This window comes from Collinsella sp. AF33-16 (genome assembly GCF_003475325.1).
Classification (GTDB): Bacteria; Actinomycetota; Coriobacteriia; order Coriobacteriales; family Coriobacteriaceae; genus Collinsella.
Genome location: NZ_QRQC01000048.1, coordinates 1,203 through 1,461 on the forward strand (window position 1 = coordinate 1,203; position 259 = coordinate 1,461).

The 259-nt window shown below is 56.8% G+C and carries 1 pseudogene; it reads right to left on the minus strand.

Going from position 1 to position 259, the window contains the following annotated elements:
• Positions 1–214 (minus strand): annotated as a pseudogene (locus tag DWZ52_RS10225) (helix-turn-helix domain-containing protein); the annotation flags it as partial.
• Positions 215–259 lie beyond the last annotated feature (45 nt).

The following is a 259-nucleotide window of genomic DNA, read 5'->3' on the forward strand; positions in this document are numbered from 1 at the left end:
CCTTCTGCTCGTATGTGTACCTGCCCTGCTTTCCGTCCATGCGCAGCAGCACCTCGCTCCCGAATGCGCGGTATATCTCCTGCCATCTTCTCACGGCTTCCGCGGGAAGCGAAAGGGCGATCGCGGCAGATTTATACCCGTGCCCGAGCTCGAAGAGCCCTATGGCCGCCTTCCTGGCCTCGACATCATGCTTCACTCTCAAATCAACGCGCATAAAGAAAGCCTCCCATTTCTCATGTCCAAGAAATGGGAGGCAGTT